At 67.7% G+C, this 14100-nt stretch carries 10 protein-coding genes; 9 read left to right on the top strand and 1 reads right to left on the bottom strand.

Annotated features, from left to right (window positions below):
* The first annotated feature begins 2 nt into the window (after positions 1-2).
* From Q0840_RS18060 to Q0840_RS18025, 8 genes are all read left to right on the top strand, one after another.
* Positions 3-437 carry a hypothetical protein gene (locus Q0840_RS18060; protein WP_298462253.1) on the top strand — a complete coding sequence of 145 codons (435 nt, stop codon included), beginning with the start codon at positions 3-5 and terminating at the stop codon, positions 435-437.
* The gene (locus Q0840_RS18055) at positions 437-3145 is read left to right on the top strand and encodes an ATP-binding protein (protein WP_298462251.1); all 2709 of its coding nucleotides are present in this window, start codon (positions 437-439) and stop codon (positions 3143-3145) included. Before Q0840_RS18060 ends, Q0840_RS18055 begins: the two co-directional genes overlap by 1 nt.
* 14 nt (positions 3146-3159) lie before the next feature.
* Positions 3160-5223: a hypothetical protein gene (locus Q0840_RS18050; protein WP_298462249.1), complete on the top strand. Its 2064-nt coding sequence runs from the start codon at positions 3160-3162 to the stop codon at positions 5221-5223.
* A 23-nt stretch (positions 5224-5246) separates the two neighbouring features.
* Positions 5247-5825, top strand: coding sequence for a hypothetical protein (locus Q0840_RS18045; protein ID WP_298462245.1), 579 nt, complete (start codon positions 5247-5249; stop codon positions 5823-5825).
* Positions 5826-5852: 27 nt separating this feature from the next.
* A complete protein-coding gene (locus tag Q0840_RS18040; RefSeq protein ID WP_298462242.1) occupies positions 5853-7175 on the top strand; it encodes a M23 family metallopeptidase in 1323 nt (440 codons plus the stop codon).
* On the top strand, positions 7172-7846 hold the full coding sequence (locus tag Q0840_RS18035; protein ID WP_298462236.1) for a hypothetical protein: 675 nt from the start codon (positions 7172-7174) through the stop codon (positions 7844-7846). Before Q0840_RS18040 ends, Q0840_RS18035 begins: the two co-directional genes overlap by 4 nt.
* Before the next feature lie 409 nt (positions 7847-8255).
* The gene (locus tag Q0840_RS18030) at positions 8256-9257 is read left to right on the top strand and encodes a hypothetical protein (protein WP_298462233.1); all 1002 of its coding nucleotides are present in this window, start codon (positions 8256-8258) and stop codon (positions 9255-9257) included.
* A gap of 608 nt (positions 9258-9865) precedes the next feature.
* Entirely contained in the window at positions 9866-11278 is a 1413-nt protein-coding gene (locus tag Q0840_RS18025; protein ID WP_298462231.1) for an STAS-like domain-containing protein, read from the top strand.
* Positions 11279-11482: 204 nt separating this feature from the next.
* Here Q0840_RS18025 and Q0840_RS18020 read toward each other — a convergent pair whose 3' ends face one another.
* A complete protein-coding gene (locus Q0840_RS18020) occupies positions 11483-12586 on the bottom strand; it encodes a hypothetical protein (RefSeq protein ID WP_298462227.1) in 1104 nt (367 codons plus the stop codon).
* A gap of 270 nt (positions 12587-12856) precedes the next feature.
* Here Q0840_RS18020 and Q0840_RS18015 point away from each other — a divergent pair, with 270 nt between their 5' ends.
* Positions 12857-13840, top strand: coding sequence for a hypothetical protein (locus Q0840_RS18015; protein WP_298462224.1), 984 nt, complete (start codon positions 12857-12859; stop codon positions 13838-13840).
* Positions 13841-14100 lie beyond the last annotated feature (260 nt).

The following is a 14100-nucleotide window of genomic DNA, read 5'->3' as shown; positions in this document are numbered from 1 at the left end:
CCATGCGCCTGCCCGACGACGACGAGATTTACGACGTCGACCAGACCTACCTCGGCCCGCCCGGGCGGTACATCGGGCGGTTCCGCTACCGCGCCATCCTCATCGGGCCCGTGGTGTTCCTGCTGGGCCTCGTCACGATCAACCAGAGCGGCATCGGGTACTCGCTGCTGTCGGTAGGGCTGCTCACCATCGGGACGGCCTGGCTGACCGGCTGGCTGGTCGACCACACGAGCCAGGAGCGTCCGGTCGGCGTGCTCATTCAGACCTTCGTGCACGAGCTCACCGCCCGACGCGCGGTCACCAAGGGTCAGCGGAGCCGGGCGACGCGCGCCTTCCGTGCCCGCACCACTGAGATCGGTGCGCCGCAGCCGATGCCCACGGGACGTCGTCGGTGGCGCTCCTACGCGAACCACGCTGCTGCAAGCAAGGGATCCTGATGCACATCGATCTCAAGGGGTTGTTCGTCAAGGGCAAGCCGCACGCCGAGGACGAGCCGTTGATCGACTACGACCCCTCGGAGGAGGAGGCCGTCACGGGTCAGCCGGCCAAGGCGGCCCGGCGTCGGTCGTCGCACCCGGACGTCCCCAAGCCGCACGGCACGGAGATGAAGTGGGCGCTGTCCCGGGTGGCCAACAACGTCACCTTCACCGACCGCCGGATGACCGCGTGGTACCTGCTCGACCCGCAGATGTGGAGCTTCCGCTCCGTCGCGGACGGCGAGTCGCTCATCACGGCGATGGCCGCCCAGCTCGCTGAGCTCACCGGTCGCACGATGTACGGCCGCATCACCAGCCGGCCCTACCCGGTGGCGACGTGGGCCGAGGCGGCGTACCGCAACTCGCCCGCACCGACCCAGGGCTTCGAGAAGATCCTCGAGCGCGACCAGCTTCAGCTGTCGACCCGGATGCAGAGCGACAAGCTCGTGTACTTCGGTGTGGACCTCGGCACGCGTTCCACCGTCGTCGACGTGACGTCGCGCGTGGTGTCCGACGTCGCCCGGCGCGAGCGGGAGGCGTTGCAGGCCAAGCTCGACGAGACCGACGCAATCATGGCCGGCCCCGGCATCGAGGCGATCCCCGCGGTGGGCAACGACATGGCGTGGCTGCTCGCACGCTCGTTCGCCCTCGGCTGCCCGGTGCCGCAGCAGGACACGATCGAGGAGCACTCCTGGACCAAGGAGGACCTCGACGAGTTCGCGGGCGCCGTCGACTGGACCGCCGAGCCGCTCGCCCTGTCGACCCGGGTCGAGTCCACGATGGGCGACCGGCGTCTGGCGCGGCACGTCGTGGTGCTCACCGTGGGTCGCATGGGCGAGCTGAACATCCCGGAGAAGGAGGAGCCCTGGATCGCCAAGACCGACAAGCTCCGCTTCCCGGTGGAGTGGTCGTTCCGGGTCGATGTCCGGCGTCCCGAGGACACGACGCGTGAGATGAACAAGCTGTCGGACCGGATCGTGGCGCAGATCGACCACTACGTGAAGGACCACGACAAGGAGCCGCCCCGCCAGCTCAGCCGCCAGTCGGCGCGGGCGAGCGAGGTCGAGGACGAGATGCGCTCCGGCTTCGACGGGCTGCGCACCCGCACGCGCGGGTGGTTCCGGATCGCCGTCTCGGGCCCCACCGAGGAGGAGGCGCTCGCCCGGGCGACCGCGGTGCAGAACCTCTACAAGCCGAACATCAAGGTCGAGCGCGAGTTCGACCAGTACCGCCTGGCCCGCGAGTTCGTCCCCGGCGAGCCGCTGGCCAACTCCGGGCACACCCGGCGGATGCCCATCCTCAAGCTGGCCGCGGGCGTGCCGGCGGCGACCGCGGAGGTGGGAGACAAGCGCGGCGTGCTGCTCGGGTACACCGCGGGGTTCGCCGAGCGGGCGGTCACCTGGGATCCCTGGTACGGACCAGAAGTGGTCGAGGGCTCCGGCCTAGTGCCGCTGGTGGGTGGCCTGGGAGCCGGCAAGTCGTGGCTGATGGGCGGCATTGTCTACAAGACCTGCGCCCAAGGAGTGGCCTGGACGATCATGGATCCGTCCGGTCGCCTCGGGGCGCTGACGATGCTGCCCGAGTTCCGCGGCATGGCGCTCAACGTGAACCTCCTCGACTCCGAGCCGGGGACCCTGAATCCGTACGCGATGGTCCGCAACCCGCTGCGGCAGTGGTTCCGCGACGAGGAGAACCCTGAGGTCGCGTGGCGGCTGGCGGTGAGCGCCGCGGAGGCTCAGCGCCGGGACCTCGCCTACGACACGCTGCGCTGGTGCCTGCCGCCCGCGACGGCCATGCGCGAGGACGTGCAGAGCGTCCTGCGCGACGCGATCTCCGCGGCGGCGGCGACGCAGAACTCCACGGTCGAGGCGGTGCTCTCCGAGCTGGCGGCACGCGCTCAGGGGGACGACTCGGTCGCGCGCACCATCCACGCCCGACTGCGGGAGGCGAAGGAACGCGAGCTCTCACGGCTGTTCTTCGCGACGCCGGGCCGCGGCCACGACGGGGGCGAGGTCAGCACTCCGCGGCTGACGGTGTTCAACCTCAAGGGCCTCGTTCAGGCGCAGGAGAACAAGCCGCGCGAGGACTGGTCCTACGACGAGCTCATGAGCCGGCCGATCATGAACCTGGCGGCGTGGTCCGCGCTGCGCAACGTGTACCGCGCTGACGTGCACGAGCGGAAGGGCATCGCGATCGACGAGGCCCACGAGATCACCAAGGTCGGTACCGGTGCGACGCTCGTGCAGAAGGTCGCGACCGACACCCGCAAGCACAACATCGCCGCGCTGCTGTCGACGCAGAACGCGAGCAACGTGCTCGGCCAGAACATCAACAACTTCGTGGGCGCGGCCTTCGTCGGCAAGACGACCGACGAGCAGGCGCAGGCCGACGCCTGTCGGCTCCTGGGGCTACCAGTCGGCGTGGGCTACGAGGCCGTGATGGGCCGGCTGAGCCCGCGATCGCGCCGGTCTGCCGAGCGCAACCAGGAGCCGCGCGAGTTCATCTTTCGCGACGGCATGGGCGGTGACGGCGGGCGCGGCGGCATCGAGAAGATCCGGATCGACTTCACCAACCACTCGGCCCTGTCGGCTGCGCTGGACACCACCGCCGACCCGACCAAGCGCCGTTCCCTTCAGCTGGTGGACGAGGGCGCCGAGGTGGTGGCGTGATGAACGCAGGGAGGGTGACCAGGATCGGTTGGCTGGGTGCCCTGCTGCTGGCCTGCCTCGGCATGCTCGTCGCGGCACCGGTGGCGGCGGCCTCCCCGATGCCCTCCGGCGCATCGACGGCGGTCGACCCGCTCATTCCTGGCCCGTCGGGGAAGGCGTGCGCACCGGCGCCGGCGCCGAACCGGCCGACCGCGGGGCTACCGGGGAAGCTCGCGCCGGCGCCCGCGGATGTCAGCCCTGGGGACCCGTTCACCGATCCCGACGTCGCGATCTCGGAGGTGTACGGCTACAGCTACCGCTGGGTGAACTACGACAACGGCTGCGTGCCTGGGGCCGCATGGGGTCCGAACTTCGTGACGGGCGTGGGCAACCTGCTGCTGGCGGGAGCGGCGAGCACCAACGCGCTCGTGCACAGCACGCTCGGTTTCGTCGTCGACCCGACGTGGCTCGAGCCCCTGGACCGGACCATCACCGAGGCCACCGAGACGGTACGAGCGGGGGTGTGGGCGCCGTGGATCACGGTTGCTCTCCTGCTGGTCGCCGGGACCGTGCTGGTCGCCGCCACGCGCGCCGAGATCTCCAACGCCGTCACCTCGGCCGGCTGGGCGGTCCTCGTCCTCGTCGCGACGACCTACATCATCAGCTACCCGGTCTCGTCGGCCCGCGCGGTCGACGGGCTGATCCAGGAGACGGTCACCGCGTCCGCGCAGGCGAGCTCGACCGGGAGCGTGGAGGACGCCGCCGACGCACTCACGCTTCAGGTCGACGACATCAACCGGAACAGTCTCTACACCGCGTGGCTCGAGGGGACAGTCGGTTCTTCGGACAGCGCCGTGGCGCGTGAGCTCGGGCCAGACCTGTTCCGCGCGTCGCACCTGACCTGGTGGGAGGCGCAGACCCTCGACGACGATCCGGCCGCAGGGCAGGTCATCATTGAAGAGAAGAAGGAGCTCTGGACGCAGACCGCCGCCAAGCTGGCGAGCGCCGACCCGCTGGCTTACCAGCAGCTCACCGGTAATCAGGGACGGTGGGACGCGGCCGCCACGGTGACGATCATGACGGCGATCACGATGCCGTTCCTGCTCGTGGCCGGGGTCTTCGTCGTGATCGCGTACACGGTGACGCGACTGTTCATCCCGCTCGCGCCGGCGCTCGGTGTCTTCGGGATGCTCGAGATCGCCCGCGGATGGGTGATCGGCGTCGTCGGTCAGCTCGGGCGGTTCCTCATTATGGGGCCGCTTTACTGGATCGGGGCACTGGTCAACCTCTCCCTTGTGTCGGCGGTGTTCCGGTCGGACCTTCCGTTCGGACTGCAGGCGGTCATCGCCCTGGCGCTGCCGCTCATCTTGTTCAAGCTGCTCCGGCCGAAGAGCAAGGTGCCCGGTGGCAAGTTCCTGCGGCGCATGGGCCGGCTGGCGGTCAGCACGACGGCGACCCGTGGTGCGGTCCGGGCAGGGGTCGATGACGCCGTCCAGCCCGAACCCGCCTCCAGTGCGCGCAACGACGGCCCCGTGGCGCACGGTGCCCGCGCGGCCGGCGATGGCGCGACGGTGCGTCCGGCCTTGACCGCCGGCCCGGTGGGGACCGGTGGTGCAGACGTCGCCGCGCGGGCCACCTTCAGCCAGCGACCGCAGTACGCCGAAGCTGGCCACACCCGTCGCCCCGGGCGCGACGTCGACTTCGTCACGAGCGGCGGTGTCGCGACCCGGCGAGCCAGCTCGAACGCAGCGGTGGACGTGACCGACGGTCGAGCGGCCATGTCGGGCGGGGGAGTCGCGCTCCGTGAGCACCCCGCGCACACGTCGGACGACGTCGCCGAGCGCCTGCGCGACGGGACCGCCGGCGAGGGCCGGAGGGCAGCCCGGCGAGCGGCGTCATCCGAGTCCGCCGGCGCGCACGAGGACCTAGCGGCACCGGCGACGCCTCGAGTGCTTCGTGCCGAGGAGCGAGTGCCGCTTGGCATCGCCGAGGCCAATGTGCGGGACGTGGACGGGGAGGACGTCTTCGTTCTCTGGCGCCCCGACGGGATCAGCATGACGCCACGGCCCGACGGTGACGCACCGGGGGATGATCGCTGATGTGGCACATCTTCGGCCCGGTCGTGCGCTGGCCGCTGCACTCGCCATTGCGTCTTCTCGGGGTTATCGCCGGCCTGATCGCAGCAATCATGGTGCTGGGGGCGATCAACGACCGGGGGGCCGGGGCGGAGCCGACTGCTGTTCGCACGCCGACCGCCACGCCGACGGCCGATGTTCAGGACGAGCCCTCACCGACGCCCGTTCCGGCCGCAGCCCCGGCTGGGGCGCCCGACGAGACGGACAACGGTGCCGGCACCGCGGGAGCCACGGACGCCTTCAGCGTCGACCCCACCGGCGCCGATGCAGCGCTTGCTGCGCAGGTGGCTGCAGACTTCGTGGCCGCGTGGGCGCGTCCTGACCTCGACGCGGCGTCGTGGCAGGCCGGGCTGGCGCCGCACACCACGCCGCAGCTGATGGCCCTTCTCGGCGACACCGACCCGGCGAACGTCCCCGCCGTCACGGTGTCCGGCCAGCCGGTCGAGGTGGCCGCGAACGCCGAGGCGGGCGTCTACGACGTGCCGACCACGGGTGACTTCGTGCGCGTCCACGTCCAACTGATCGACGGCACCTGGCTGGCGACCGACGTCGAGCCAGCAGCCTGATCCCGACGAGTCGCCGAGGGAGGTGACATGGAAGTCCTCACGATGCTCGGCAAGTGGGCCGCGGAGCAGGGCGCGTCGTGGCTCCTGCGCAACCGTTGGAAGCTCGTCGCTCTCGTGGGCTTCCTCGGCGTCGCCGCCTTCGTCGTGGGCGCAGGGATCACGGCGAGCGTGTCCGGAGTCGGCTCAGACCAGGAGGTCCGCGCCGCGTGTCGAACTTTGGGGTACGACGTCGCTAGTGCCGCCGGGGGAGCGGAGGGCGGCTATGTGCCGGCACCGCTCACCGACGTGGCAGTGATCCCCGAGGGCGGCCTGGTCGACGGGTTCGGTCCTGGCGAGACCGAGCAGATCGCGGTCGCTCAGGCGATCGTCGCCGCGGGGACGGCAGCCGGCGTGGGGACGCGGGGCATGGTCGTGGCGATCGCGACGGCACTCCAGGAGTCGGGCCTTCGCGAGCTCGGCTACGGCGACCGCGACTCGGTCGGTCCCTTCCAGCAGCGCCCGTCACAAGGGTGGGGGACGCCTGACGAGGTCCGCCGCGCCGACTTCTCCGCGCGTGCCTTCTTCGGCGGCCCCGGGTCTCCGCACTTCGACCCAGCCTCGGGTCGTGCCGGTCCGGGCGGCCTGCTCGAGGTTAGCGGCTGGGAGCAGATGCCCGTCACCGTCGCCGCTCAGAAGGTGCAGAGGTCGGCGTTTCCCAACGCGTACGCGCGCCATGAAGCGCGGGCGGCCCGGATCGTCGCCGCCCTGACCGGAGGCACGCCGATCCCGACGCTTCCTGCCGTCGACGCCAGCGGTTCGGGCGACGCGACCGACGTGTCCGCCGTCGTAACCGCGGAGGAGTTCCGGGCCAGCGGCTTCGACATCGACTCGTACTGTGCAGCGAACGGAGGCGCGAGCGGGGCCGCCTTTGCCGACTGGTCGACGATCCCGCAGGGGACCTGGACCGCTCCGCTGGCCAGCCCGATCAGCTCGGAGTTCGGCATGAGACTCCACCCCGTCACCGGCATCTGGAAGCTCCATGCCGGCACGGACTTCCAGGCCGCGACCGGGACCCCGCTGCGCGCCGCGTCCAACGGCGTCGTCTCGAAGGTCACCTGGCACGCGACCGGGGGGCTCATGGTCGTCATCGACCACGCCGGCGGTGTCCAGACGTGGTACCTCCACCTCTCGCAAGCCCTCGTCGCACCGGGTGACTCGGTCGAGGGTGGGCAGGTCGTGGCACTCTCCGGGGACACCGGAGTGGGCACCGGGCCGCACTTCCACTTCGAGACGCACGTCGGCGGTGTGCCGGTCGACCCCATCGCGTTCATGGCGCAGCAAGGCGTCGCGCTCAGGGGCGTGGCCTCGTGAGCGAGCCGTGGGACGCCGAGGTGTTCAGGGTCCCCGACATCGCCTGGCAGGCCGAAGCGCCGCCAACGCGTCACCCTGTACCGGTCGGTCATGTGCCGGACCTAGACGTCGGCGACGACGTGACGATAGGCGTCCCGGGGCACTACTTCATCGACGGGCAAGTTGTCGCTCTGGTCGAGCGAGGGCACGTCGAACTACCCGAAGTCACGGAGAAGCAGGAGGCACTCGCCGTCGCGGCCCCGTTCGCTTACTGGTTGGCGAAGGGGTTCCCTCAAGCTGGCCTCACCATGCAGTGGTGGCCGGTCGAGCACTGCTGGACCTACCGCGACGCTGCTACGGGCGGTTGTGCTGCAAAACTGCGAGACCCGCTCCTCCACGACGCGGAGAACGAGTCCTGGCTCGACCATGTGCAGCCGACCTTGCAGTTTCCTCCGGATCGGCGGCCGCGGCCTGCCCGTGAGGTGGGTGTGCTCTCCGGGCGGACGTTGCGCTTGCAGAATGAGCCCGAGACGTGGTCATGGTGGATCGGTGTAAGCGAACCGGTCCACGCGGACGGCGAGGTCGTTGTGCACGTCATGCGCCCCAGCGACTACTGGCTGACCCAGGTCGCGCGCGAGCCGGTCGAACCTGTGCTGGCTGTCCCGCTGTACCGGCTCTGGGGGTACGAGTAGCGGACCGACCCCGAAGCCGCTGATTTGGTCTGGACACAACCGTGCGTTGGCCGCACGACCTGAAAGCGCAGGTCAGACTTGTGGACGCGCCCGACCCGCCATGGTGGTTCTAGCCGCGACGTGGACCCGCACGTGGACCCGCTCTCAACGGACACGACGGGGCGCGGGCTTTGGGGCAGGGGCTCGGCCAGGGAGAGCCGCCGACCCGATAGCGGAGCACAGAGCCCGACGGAGGTTCGGGTCAAGGGTGAGCGCAGCTCATCACGTAGTGACGCCGCAGGCGCCCTTGAGCCGGTCCGGAGGCGGGCGGATGCTCAGGGATCGGGTCGGCGGCTCGGGGGTGTGGAGAACCAGTCTCGCCTGGCGCGCTGCATCACCACATGCTTGCCCCCGGACGTACCCTGGCGCAGTGAAGCGCATATGGGCGACGTGGATATTGAGCGTGAGTGTCGCGCTTCTCGTTTTGGCAGTATGGCTCTACACGCGGTCGAGTACGGTCGTCACCGTTGACGCAAACGCGTGGGAGGCCGTCTCTGCCGTGGGGACCGTTGGCGCGACCCTCGTAGCGCTCGGCCTGGCACTGGACGCCTGGCATCAACGAAAAGACGCGGTCGCCCGCCTCGTCTCGGCGTGGGTGACGGAGGAGTACACCCCTCGCCGCGATCGAAGGGCGTACCAGAGGAAAGTCACACTCCATGTGGCGAATGAAGGTGACCAGCCGGTATTCGATGCCCAAGTTTCAGTCATACTTGGCACCCACGACACTCCTGTCGGCCCTCTTACCGCCCCGTCTCCTATCGCCGTGGTGCCTCCGAGGCGGGCGTTGACATTTGACCTATCTGTCGCCTTGCTGGCACATGAAGACTCCTACAAACCGCGCGCAGAAGTGTCTTTCCTCGACCCGCGCCGCCGTCGCTGGGTTAGGGACGGCAGCGGCATCCTGCAGCGAGTCACCAAGAATCCGAAGTGGGAAACACTCTCCGGCACAGAGCACGAGCGGCAAATAGGAGGCGTGACGCTGAACAACCCTATGGTTGTAGCGTTGGCGTTTCTTGGCGGGCTCCGCGATGAAGACTCGCCGGACGTTGCGGCACTTGAGGCTCTGCTTGCGCCAGAGGCGGAAGGCTGGCGCTCGATCGACTGGGCGGAACTTAGGGAGGCCTTCAGGAGGTACCAGCCCACGTCGATGGTCGACTATCCCGCCCCGTACATAGCTCGCGTGAAGTTGTCAGGTGACCCATCGCTGGAGGGCAAGGTCGTCGCGGGGTATGGCCATATGCAACTGAAGGATTGGCGGTTTTTAACGCTAACCTATGTCCCCGAGCGAGGGTGGCGTGTATTCGGTGTGGGAGCAAGTGTTCCGCCCGAAGCGATTCTGTTCCCAGACGGGGCATTCCCACAGGATGGCTGACGCGACGCCAGGCTTTTGTCGACGTGCGATATGGACGTCGAGCGCCTTGCACCCACGTCGGTCGAGGACGGCGCGCCAGCGCCGCCCGCAGGCCGAGCGGCGGCGGAGCCGGCGCGCCTTGATCTCAGAGAGGGCAACTCGGCAATTCTCGGCCCGAGTCCCGAGGATGGCAGCGTGCTTCTGAAGGATCGAGCCACCACGGTCGGACGACCTGCGACGCGAGGGGGCTGGCCCCGGATCCAGCGGGACGGAGTGCGTGTCAGTTACCGGTCATGCCGATGAGCGAGCGAGTTGCTGAGCCCTGGCAGGTTGCAGATGGCGGCGGTCGCGCGGGCCCTTCTGTTACGCACTAGCACCGGGAGGCGGCAGTCGTCTCATCGCACGTCGGTGCCCGCGCGACGCTGATACGGAGCCGAACGAGGACGCCTAGCCACACGTAGCCGGCGTCGATTGGTGCACTCGTCGTCGTGTTCGGCCGGAACCTCGCGGGCAGACGGCCCAGGGCGGAACGGCCGGGCAACCCCTGCGCGCACCGCCCGCTTGAAAGCCAGTTCAACGAGAGCCTTCGCTTGCGACACGGTGACGTAGCGTCCTGCCATAATACTTTCATGATGCTACCCACAACCGTCGAAGAGTTGGCGCGCAGACTCGCGGTCGATCCCGCCCTGATCACCAAGCACTTGATGGAGATCGGCGAGCCCGATGAGGGCAACGCCACATCGCTCGACGCCGCGACTGCCAGCGAGGTCGTGGAGCTCGTAGTGAATCGCAACGAAAAGCCTCGACCCCCGCTGCCTCCCGTTGCACAAGATGAACCTACGCCTAGGACTGCGCCTCGCGTCCGGACTATCGCTGTTCAGAGCCTGGGCAGCCCCGCCGCTTTCGAGCGGATTCTGCTCGAGTGTCGGCGAGCGGTCACACAGGGGCGCGACGGTCTCGTTCTCGACTTTACTGACGCCGAGGGATTCTTCCCGAACGCCGTCGTGCCAACCGTGGCGGCGATAGAGCACTATAGGCGCCGAGGCCTCGACATACGGCTTGAGGGACTACCACCAGCCGCTAGTGCAATGCGCCTCGACTCGCCGATTGCGGTTGAGCCAGAGACGCTTCGAAGGGAGCCAACGATGGCGCGCGTCTGGCGGTACACAAGCCATAAAGAAGCCAATGACTTGACGACTGCGATCGTCGAAGCTATCCGGTATCGCGTTGAGTGCACCGAAGGCGTCGCCGAGGCTCTGGAATGGTGTCTATATGAGGTGCTCGATAACGTGACACAACACTCAAAAGCGCCAGCAGGATTCGTCATGGTGCAGCATCACTCCAATAACAAGACCTTGGCCGCGTGTGTGGCCGACACCGGGATTGGCATTCAGCGCTCGTTGGCTAGCTCGGTCACACACAGGCCCAAGAGCGCATTTGATGCCCTTACGCTAGCCATTCAGGAAGGAGTAACGAGAGACCCTTCCACCAACCAAGGGAACGGCCTTTTTGGACTCTTTCAGATAGTCGAGCAGAACCGCGGCCGACTAAATATTGGTTCCGGCAGAGGCTCCATGCGCATCGACGGAAATCGGGTTTCCGGTGATAGCGATCGACTCGTCATCGGCCCCGACAACCACGGCACCACCGTCGACTTCCAACTCGCCACGAAAAACGCCGTAAGCCTTGCCAGGGCGCTCAATTATGACCATCAGAACTTGTTTTTAGAGTCGTTGGAGACTTCCGAGGGTGAACATGCTGTAGTCATCAGGCAGCAGGCCGGCGGCGCAGGGTCCCGCGCAGCCGCGCGCGAACTTAGAACTTTCATTCTCAATATCCTAAACGAGGGAGCGCCGCATGTAGTTCTCGACTTCACCGGCCAAGCCGTCGTTTCCTCGAGTTTCGCCGACGAGGTCATCGGAAAACTCGTGCTGGAGATGGGCTTCATCTCGTTCAATAATCGTGTGCGTCTGAGAAACATGACACCGACGGTCGCAACGCTGCTTGATCGCGCGATCGCCCTCAGGATCAAGGCCCGCTAACCTTTACTGGGCCGTATTGGCTGCTTCCGGCCCCACCGGTGCCCGTCGGCGACTCCCATCTGCTTGGGCAGGTCGGCTGGGCGCTGGCCGGCCTCCGCGTCGACGACGCCGAGATGCTGCACACCTGAGGCCGTACGCCGGGCACCGGCACCGCGTGGTGCGACGCGTTGCGTGCAAGCTGACAGCGGCACACCCTCCGGGCGGCTACGTCTTGGGTGGTGCGGCGGGCTTCTCCGAGGAATCGCCCGTCACTGTTTCGGTGTCCCCGTCAGGTGCGACTGTGTTTAGGTCGTCGACCGCTCGCTGAAGGTGCTTGCGCTCGCGCTGGCCAATCAATACGAGCCGCGCCCACCCCGCTTGGGCGAGTCGTCGCTCTTTGGCGGCCGCGTCCGGCACTCCGGTGTACTCCACGAGCGCTCTCGTCGCGCGTACCGCCAAGTAGAGGGCGCGGGACGAGCCGACGAGCGTCACCGCCATCGGGTTGGCGTCCGTCGCGTCGAGGTCGACCATCTCGTCCAGGAGGTTCAGGTACCGGCGCCGTTGGCCGTGCACCGCCGAGCTCAGCAGTCCGTAGTCCACGCCGGCGTCCACACCACCGGCAACTGCCAAAGCGTCGGCTATCCGGCGGCCGTCCGAGAGAGCGGCTCCGCCGATCCACTGTTCGCCTCTGTGGGCGGCAAAGCTCATCCCGGCGTGCTCGGCGAACCGCAACAGATGCTCGGCGATCTCCGCGATGTCGTCCGCCTCGGTTTCCTGCTCCGCCCACAGGCCCACTTCGGGGCGCCGTGCGCGTAGGTCGGTGAGGGTGTGGTTTAGACCGTAGGCCAGCCTGGCCTCGAAGGTCGCGTTCGGGTTGGTCAAGAGAGTGACCATCGCTGCGGCGTGCAGGACGGTCCGCAAGTGTGGTGGGGCGGCGTACCAGCCGGTCGGCACGCGAGCAAGGTCGGCCAGGACGGCGAGCTCCTTGACGAGCACGTCGAACTGCTGGGCGACCTGGTGCTGCCCGTGAAAGACCAAGGCGAGGACACGGTCAGCTGGACCCGTCAGCATCAGCTCGGTGAAGCGTTGAGCGGCTTCAGCAGCCAGGCACTCCTGACCCATCGGAACCACCTCCCGGACGAGCCGGCGCGGACCGTCAGAGCCGACGAAAATTACGCGGTCCCCGACCGCTCGAGCGGCGTCCCGGATCGCCGACAGCGCGCGATACAAGTCCCCGTCGGTGTGCTCACGCCGCTGCTCGAGCCGTGCAGTGCACGCTGGGCACAGGCCCTCGACGTTGGGGGCGCGGCAGAGGACGCATTTGGTCACCCGGTCATGGTCGCACCGCAGCGCAGGACCCGGCGGGGACGGATCCTGTGCGCTCATGCCGCGACGCGGTAGATCCGGGCGCTGGGCCGCCGGGCGTGCCCGCCGAGCTCGCGGTCCTGCCGATTTCGGCACGATCGTGTTGATTACCCCGGCCGCCGCGGCCGCGCAGTCCGGCCGAGGAGACCCCTACGCGATCGGCTGTGCCGAGGAGCCTCGCCTCGGGCGCCGGCCTGGGACTACCGCTCCGCCCGGGAGTGACATGCTGGTGCAGTGCGACTCATTCTCGATACCAACGTATGGTCTTACATCGCAGACGGCCACAGGGGGCCCGAGCTCGGCACGATGGCTGTCGATTCGGAGATTCGAATGGTCATTCCGCCTAGCGTGCTAGTTGAGGTGCTTCAACTTGGACGGGAAGACGTCCGCGACCGAATAGTGCGCACACTAACCGGCGCACACGCCGAGCGCTTGCGCACTGAAGCAGACCTCGAGGTTGAGGAACTGATCGCCAGCATCAGACGCTACCGACCGAAGTGGCTTCTTCAGACGCCCGACACGGCTACGGAACGGCGCCTGCGCGAGTTCTGGACCAACCGCCTGTGGAAGGGAGCGCGGCGAGACTCCAAAATACTTCACCGCTATGTGCTTGCTGGCGCGCCCGCGCGAGAGTTCGTAAGGGCGACTCAAGACTTGCAGCGCGGCGCATACCTGGAAGCTGGCGCGACAAGTGTGGATCTTTTGCACATGCAAGGCGAACTGCAATCAGCCAAGGCGGCCGGCTTTCCATCGAGTTGGCCAGATCGAACCGTCGAGGTATGGCGCGCGCAAGTGTTCAGCTTGTATTGGCACCAACTTATCAGGGTACCGAGTCGTGCCGTACTGTCGGGCGAGGACACAACCTATGCTGATTGGTTCAGGTGCTGGGTCGACCCGAGCATCCTCCGGAAGAACGAACAGTCATTCGTAGACCTGGTCGCGAAAGAACTCGAGATCAAAGATGTGCGCCGGAACTGGCTACGTTGGGCAATCAGCGCGGTGCAGCCTCTGGCAAAGGTCACACCAGGGAACCCAGTCGACGAGCAGCACGCCGCGTACTTGCTCGACGCCGACTTGTTCTTGACGGCCGACAAGCGCTACTTCGCGGCGCTTGCCGAAGTGCGGCGCCAGGCGCCATTCTCCTTCGCCGAGCCCCGACTTTTGTCTGGCAACCAGGAAGTGGATTTGCTCGAACGGATCGCAACCAGCATTAGTTGACGCCTAGACCGAGCCGATGTTGAGCGATGGGAAGTATTCGTTGTGGCATAGCGGCGGCCGGAGAAGTCGGCCACGTCTCGACTGAGTCGCGGCCAAGGGTCGCATTTAAACACCCGGCCGAGCTGGACGGGGCGGCGTGCACCGCAACCTTCGCCGCCTCCTCGCCGCCCAGCGGCGCCGTGTCCGCTCATGGCTCCCTTCTGTTGCGCCGGCTGTCAACCGGTCGTGATGGGGACCTGTCGGGCGCTCGGGGTCGGGGC

Origin of the sequence: uncultured Cellulomonas sp., from assembly GCF_947494015.1 — a bacterium.
Taxonomy (GTDB): Bacteria; Actinomycetota; Actinomycetes; order Actinomycetales; family Cellulomonadaceae; genus Pengzhenrongella.
The sequence above is the reverse complement of the archived record's forward strand: the minus strand, read 5'-3'. Positions and strand labels throughout refer to the sequence as shown.